The following is a 6,017-nucleotide window of genomic DNA, read 5'->3' as shown; positions in this document are numbered from 1 at the left end:
GAGAAGAGCGTTGCTAACGCAAAGAGCGCCAGAACGACGGACGCGGCGTACGCGCCCGTGAGATCGAAGCTTTCGAAACGGTCGTCCACATAGAGCGGAAGCGTTTGCGTGATGCCGGCGAGCCTTCCGGCGACGACGCTGACCGCGCCGTATTCGCCGAACGCTCGCGCCGCAGACAGCACGACGCCGTATGCCACGCCCCAGCGGATCGAAGGCAGCGTCACTTTCCAGAACGTCTGCCAAGGTGAAGCGCCGAGCGTCGCGGCAGCCTGCTCCTGTTCGTCGCCGGTTTCGCGCATGACCGGGACCACTTCGCGCACGACGAACGGCAGAGAGACGAACATCGTGGCCAAAACCATTCCCGGCAGCGCGAAGATCACGCGGATGCCGTGCGCCGCAAGCCACGGGCCGAACCAGCCCTGATTGCCGTACAGCAGCACGAGTGCGAGGCCGACCACCACCGGCGACACGGCAAACGGCAGGTCGACGAGAAGACCCAGAACGCGCTTCCAGCGCAATCGCGACCGCACGAGCACGTGCGCACAGATGACGCCGAAGATAGCGTTGAGCGGCACTGCGATCCCCGCGATGAGAAGCGTGAGCCACAGCGCATGAAGCGCATCGGGCTGGGTGACGGCTTGCCAAAAGCCGATCGCGCCGTGTTCAAATGCGCGATAGAAGATGCTCGCGACCGGCAATGCGAGCAACGCCGCCAAATAGCCGAAGGCCGTGAGCCGCAGCGCGATCCTAGCCATCGAAGCGGACGATCCGGCGGCCGAGCGTTTCGAGCGCGACCAGCACCGCGGCGGAAAGAACGAGCAACACGATTGAGACCGCTGCTGCGCCGCCGATGTCGCCGCTCTCGATCTGCCCGAAGATATGCACCGCGGCCAACTCCGTCTTGAACGGGATGTTGCCCGAGATCAGCACGACCGATCCGAACTCGCCGATGGCGCGGGCAAAGCCGAGCGCCGTCCCCGAGATGAGCGCCGGCAGGATCGACGGGAAGATGATGCGCGCATACGTCTGCAGGATGCCGGCACCGAGCGCTGCGGCAGCCTCTTCCATTTCGCGATCCAATTCCGTCAGCACCGGCTGCACCGAACGCACGACGAACGGCAGCGTGACGAACAGAAGCGCGAGGATGACGCCGGATCGCGCGTATGCGACGTTGATCCCGAACGGGCTCTTAGGACCGTAGAGCGAGATCAACGTGAGTCCCGCCACGATCGTGGGCAGCGCGAACGGCAGATCGACCACGGCGTTGACGAGCGACTTCCCGCGGAAGTCGTCGCGGACGAGGACCCAGGCGATCAGCGTGCCGGCGACCGCGTTGACCGCCGCCACGGCGAGCGAAGCGACGAGACTGAACTCGAGGCTGGCGAGTGCCGCCGGTTGGAAGATCGCGGCCCAGAATGATTTGCCGGGAGATGCGTGCGCCACGATCGCGGCGAGCGGCAACAGCACGACGAGGCTGAGGAACGTCGTGACGATGCCCGCCGGCAGAAGCGATTCCCGACCCGCGGCTCGGAGTCGCGGCCGCACGTTCGCCGGAACGGCAGGCGAGACGGCGCTAATGGCCACCAGAGATACCCAGCGAACTCTCGATCTGCGCGACGAGGCCGTTCTGCGGGTCGAAGAAGCGCCTCTGCACTGCATCCCAACCGCCTAAGAACCCGATATCGAACAGTGTGCGCGGCTGCGGGAAATGCGCGGTCGCTTGCGCAGACCGCTCGACCGGGCGGTAGCCGTGCGCGGCGAAGATCGCCTGTGCTTGCGGCGAGAGCAGGAACGAAACGAACGCGCGAGCCTGGTCCGGATGCTGCGAAGTCTTGACGACCGCCACCGGATTTTCGATCAAGATCGTCTGATCGGGCACGATGTAGTCCACGTCGGCGCCGTTGCGCTGCGCGAGGACCGCTTCGTTTTCATACGCGAGCATCGCGTCGCCCTTGCCCGAGACGAATGTCTGCAGAGACTCGCGCCCGCTCTTGTCTTGCACGGAGATGTGGTCGAAAAGTTTGCTCAGGTAGGAGATCGCGTAGTTCGGGGACGCGCCGCGCTTGAGCATCGCGCCGTACGCCGCCATGATGTTCCAGCGCGCGCCGCCGGAGGTAAACGGATTCGGCGTGATCACATCGACGCCGGGTTTGATGAGATCGGCCCATGTGCGGATGTTCTTCGGGTTGCCTTTGCGGACGACGAACACGACGACGGAGTCGGTGACCATGCCGTGCGTGCGGTTCGCATTCCAGTCCGGCGCGACAAGGTTGGCGGCCACGAGTTTGCTGATATCGGGTTCGAGCGAGAAGGCGACAACATCCGCCGGAAGGCCGGCGGCGACGGCACGGCTCTGCTCGCCGGACGCGCCGTACGACTGCACAAATGTGACATCGCGGCCGGCCGGCGTCGCCTGAAACGCTTTGATCAAGTCTTGATATGCTTCGCGCGGCGTGGAATACGCGACGAGCGTGAGCTGCACCGAGCCGTCTGCGACGGCTTTGGTCTGAGCGGCGGATACCAAGAGGGCCACGGCCGCGAGCGTCGGGGCCAAAATGCGCACTACGTTTTTCATCAGAACTCCGGAAGGCAAGTAAGTCTATTAACTTGGTATACAATGCCGGAAAACGCCCGCCAAGTCAAGGTGGCCGTGCGGCCTAGTTTATTGGTTCTTAGGTCTGGGCTGTGGGTTGGGGGCCGCGCAGACGGCGCAGGTCACCGTCGCGCATGGTGATACCGAGTCCGTCGAAATATTCCAGAAGCGGCAGCGCGTAGCGCCGTGAGGTACCGAAGGCATCACGGACGAGCGAAAGCGTGGCCCCGCCGGTTGTCGAGCGCAGCAGCCGCACGAGAATCGCCTGCGCTTCCTCTAGCTGCGACCGGCGGTAGACGTCGTCGCCGATGCGGACGAGGTCGTCGCGAGCGAACAAACCGTCGACCGCATCGGCCAGTCCCGGGACCTTCGACTTCGCCGTCGCGGCGCGAAACGCGTCGAACGCGATTGGAACGAGTGGATTCGGATCCGCGGAACGGAGCATCCCATCGATCGCGCTGCGCTGGTCATGCGTCAACGATGGCTGATGATCGAGCGCATGCCAATACTTTCCGGAGCGCGCAAGCGATCCCGCAGCGAGCCAGAGAGCGAGCAGTCGCGCGACCAGTCGTTCTGCCGATCCGAGATCGTCTGCGATCTCGGCGCTCGTCGCGCCCGCGGACCATGGAACGTGCGCATGCCGGGTCCGCAAGAACGCGTTCACGCGCGCCAGAGCGGCCGCGGCAGTGCTCGCCGACAGATATTCCGACGGCTGCTTTAGTACGACCACTTGCCCGCGCTCGACGAGCGCGCGAAGAGCGTCATCCGCGTCGCTTGCACGCACGTTGAGCGACGCGGCGATCGCACTCGCAGCGTGCGGCGTGAGATCTGCGCCTTCGAGCAGGTTCAGAATCTCGGCGGCGAGCGGCGCCGGCGCGGCCTGAGATTCCAACCGGGCGCCGTTCGCCGAAAGCGCGGGTTCGGCGACCGCGCCGCCGAGCAGATCCTTCGGCGATAGTCGGCGCAGCACGAGCCGGCTTCCGCGGCAGACCGCGACCGGCGTGTGCAGGATCAACCGAGCTCGAACCCCCTGGATATCCGAGGGTGGCCGGCCGTCAAACACGAGCCATCCTGGTATCTCGGCAGAGCCGATGTGCGCGCGCACTGGGGTTCGTCTTCGCAAAAGCGGCAGCGCGGATGCGAGCGGAGTGAACGTCAATTCGATATCGCGCGTCGGCGTGAATTCGCGGCTCGCGGTGAGCGTCTCACCACGAGCCAGGTCGGCTGCATCGACGCCGGCGATGTTGACAGCGACGCGCGATCCACCCTGGACTTTCGGCACGGCCTTGCCGAAGACGTGCAGTCCGCGCACGCGCGCATCGATGCCGGACGGCTGCAGCTTGAGCGCGTCGCCGGTGGAGATGGTCCCCTGCATGAGCGTGCCGGTGACGATCGTGCCGTGACCGGCGAGCGAGAAGACTCGGTCTATAGGCAGATACGCGGGAGCATCCGGCGCGCGCGGCGGCAACGCGGCGAGCGCCGCGTGGATCGCCGCGCGAAGTTCCGCAATCCCTTCGCCCGTCACGTTCGAGACGAAATATGCCGGCGCTCCGTCAGCGACGCTGCCAGCACACGCCGCGCGCGTCCGCGCGAGGACCTCTTCGCGCGCCGTCGCATCGACGAGATCGGACTTCGTGAGCACGATCAGCGTCTTGCGTACGTTGAGGAATCCGAGCACTTGCAGGTGCTCGAGGGTTTGCGCGCGCGGTCCCTCGGTCGCGGCGATCACCAAGAGCAGCAGCTCCATGCCTGCGGCTCCGGCGAGCATGTTATGCAGGAAACGCTCGTGACCGGGAACGTCGATGATTCCGGCGCCGACGCCATCGTCAAAGCGGAGCGGCGCAAAGCCGAGATCGAGCGTCATGCCGCGGCGTTGCTCTTCGATCAGACGATCGGGATCGTGACCGGTGAGAGCGATGACGAGGGCGCTCTTGCCGTGATCGACGTGGCCCGCGGTGCCTATCGTGTGCATGGATCGCCGTGCACTTGCGTCGCCAAGCGCGCGCCCTTCGTGCGGCCGCCGGTCAGCGCCGCGCGCGCAGCGCGTCGGCGAATGCGCGAGTGAGGTGGGCGTCCTCGTCGTCGCGCACCGTGCGCAGATCGATCACGAACCGGTCGCGCTCGATGCGTCCGAGCACCGGCGGCTCGGATCCGCGCAAATCGGACGCCAATCGGTCCGGCGTGCGGTCGAGCGGTTCGACCGCGATCCCCGCCGACGGCAGATCCACGAGCGGAAGCGCGCCCCCGCCGGCGGTCGCGGTCGTGCGGACCGCGGTGAAACGGGCGCTGCGCGTTGCGCACGCCGCGGCAAGCGATTCGCAGAGCACTGCCGCGCGCGCGAACAATTCGTCCGCGGTGCGCGAGAGCATGGCATACAGCGGGATCTCGCGCAATCCGTCTGGCGCGGCATAGAGGGAGAGCGTCGCGGAGAGCGCGGCGATCGTGGCCTTGTCGGTGCGAAGCGCGCGCAGCAGCGGATTGCGACGCATCTGCGCGATGAGATCCGCGCGCCCGCAGATGATGCCGCATTGCGGCCCCCCCAGCAGCTTATCGCCCGATATGGCGACCAGATCCATCCCCGCCGCCAACTCCCCGCCGACCGTCGGTTCGCCGGGCGCGCCGAATTCGCACAGATCCACAAGCGCGCCGGAACCGAGATCCTCGAATGCCAAGACGTCGAGCTCTTTTGCGAGCGCGGCAAGTGTTTTGGAGTCGACGTCCGACGTAAAACCTTCCACCCGGTAGTTGCTCGGATGCGCGCGCATGAACATGGCCGTATTTGCGCCCCATGCGTTGCGGAAGTCGGCAGCATATGTCTTGTTGGTCGTGCCGACCTCGACGAGCAGCGCGCCGCTCTTGCGCAGAACATCGGGCAGACGGAATCCGCCGCCGATCTCGATGAGCTGGCCGCGGCTTACCACGACTTCGCGGCCGCGCGCGAACGTATCCAGCACCAGCAGCACCGCCGCCGCACAATTGTTGACGACGAGCGATGCTTGTGCGCCGGTGAGATCGTGCAGCAGGTGCGCGACGCGTTCGTAGCGGTCGCCGCGTTCGCCGCTCGCCAGGTCGAATTCGAGATTCGTGTAGCCGGCGCCGAGTTTGGCGATCGCGTCGAGCGCAGCGCGGGCGAGCGGAGCGCGGCCGAGATTCGTGTGCAGGATGACGCCTGTGCCGTTGATGACGGAGACGAGGCCGGTGGCGCGCTGCGCGGCCAAGAGCGCAAGCATACGCGCTCTCAGCGCGGCGTCGTCGGGCGCGGGACCGCCGGCGCGGATGTCCGACCGCGCGCCGTCGAGAATTTGCTGGATGCAAGCGCGCACGCCCGCGCGGCCGAGCAGGCTCTGGAACGCGCTGATATCGGGATCGGTCGTGAACCGATGGACTGCCGGAATCGCGTCCTTGAGCGTGCGGTCCGGCATTG

General features: G+C 66.3%; 5 protein-coding genes. All 5 read right to left on the bottom strand.

Annotated features, from left to right (window positions below; translation table 11 throughout):
- The coding region (gene cysW / locus VKT51_09705) for a sulfate ABC transporter permease subunit CysW (GenBank protein HLJ84433.1) at positions 1-755 on the bottom strand (755 nt) is incomplete at its 3' end.
- Positions 748-1,584, bottom strand: a complete 837-nt coding sequence (gene cysT / locus VKT51_09700) for a sulfate ABC transporter permease subunit CysT (protein HLJ84432.1) — start codon at positions 1,582-1,584, stop codon at positions 748-750. The genes cysT and cysW, both read right to left, overlap by 8 nt.
- Positions 1,574-2,575 (bottom strand): sulfate ABC transporter substrate-binding protein, encoded by a 1,002-nt coding sequence (locus tag VKT51_09695; GenBank protein ID HLJ84431.1) that lies wholly within the window; start codon positions 2,573-2,575, stop codon positions 1,574-1,576. Before VKT51_09695 ends, cysT begins: the two co-directional genes overlap by 11 nt.
- A gap of 97 nt (positions 2,576-2,672) precedes the next feature.
- A complete protein-coding gene (selB, locus tag VKT51_09690) occupies positions 2,673-4,565 on the bottom strand; it encodes a selenocysteine-specific translation elongation factor (protein HLJ84430.1) in 1,893 nt (630 codons plus the stop codon).
- Between the two features lie 52 nt (positions 4,566-4,617).
- Positions 4,618-6,015, bottom strand: coding sequence for an L-seryl-tRNA(Sec) selenium transferase (gene selA / locus VKT51_09685; protein HLJ84429.1), 1,398 nt, complete (start codon positions 6,013-6,015; stop codon positions 4,618-4,620).
- Positions 6,016-6,017: the final 2 nt, after the last annotated feature.

Source organism: Candidatus Eremiobacteraceae bacterium, assembly GCA_035295225.1.
GTDB lineage: Bacteria > Vulcanimicrobiota > Vulcanimicrobiia > Eremiobacterales > Eremiobacteraceae > JABCYQ01.
This window is presented reverse-complemented; position numbering and strand designations above follow the sequence as displayed.

Bases quoted from the DNA above. Each gene is read 5' to 3' on its own strand.
- VKT51_09695 (HLJ84431.1), bottom strand. From the start codon at position 2,575: ATGAAAAACGTAGTGCGCATTTTGGCCCCGACGCTCGCGGCCGTGGCC.
- selB (HLJ84430.1), bottom strand. From the start codon at position 4,565: ATGCACACGATAGGCACCGCGGGCCACGTCGATCACGGCAAGAGCGCC.
- selA (HLJ84429.1), bottom strand. From the start codon at position 6,015: ATGCCGGACCGCACGCTCAAGGACGCGATTCCGGCAGTCCATCGGTTC.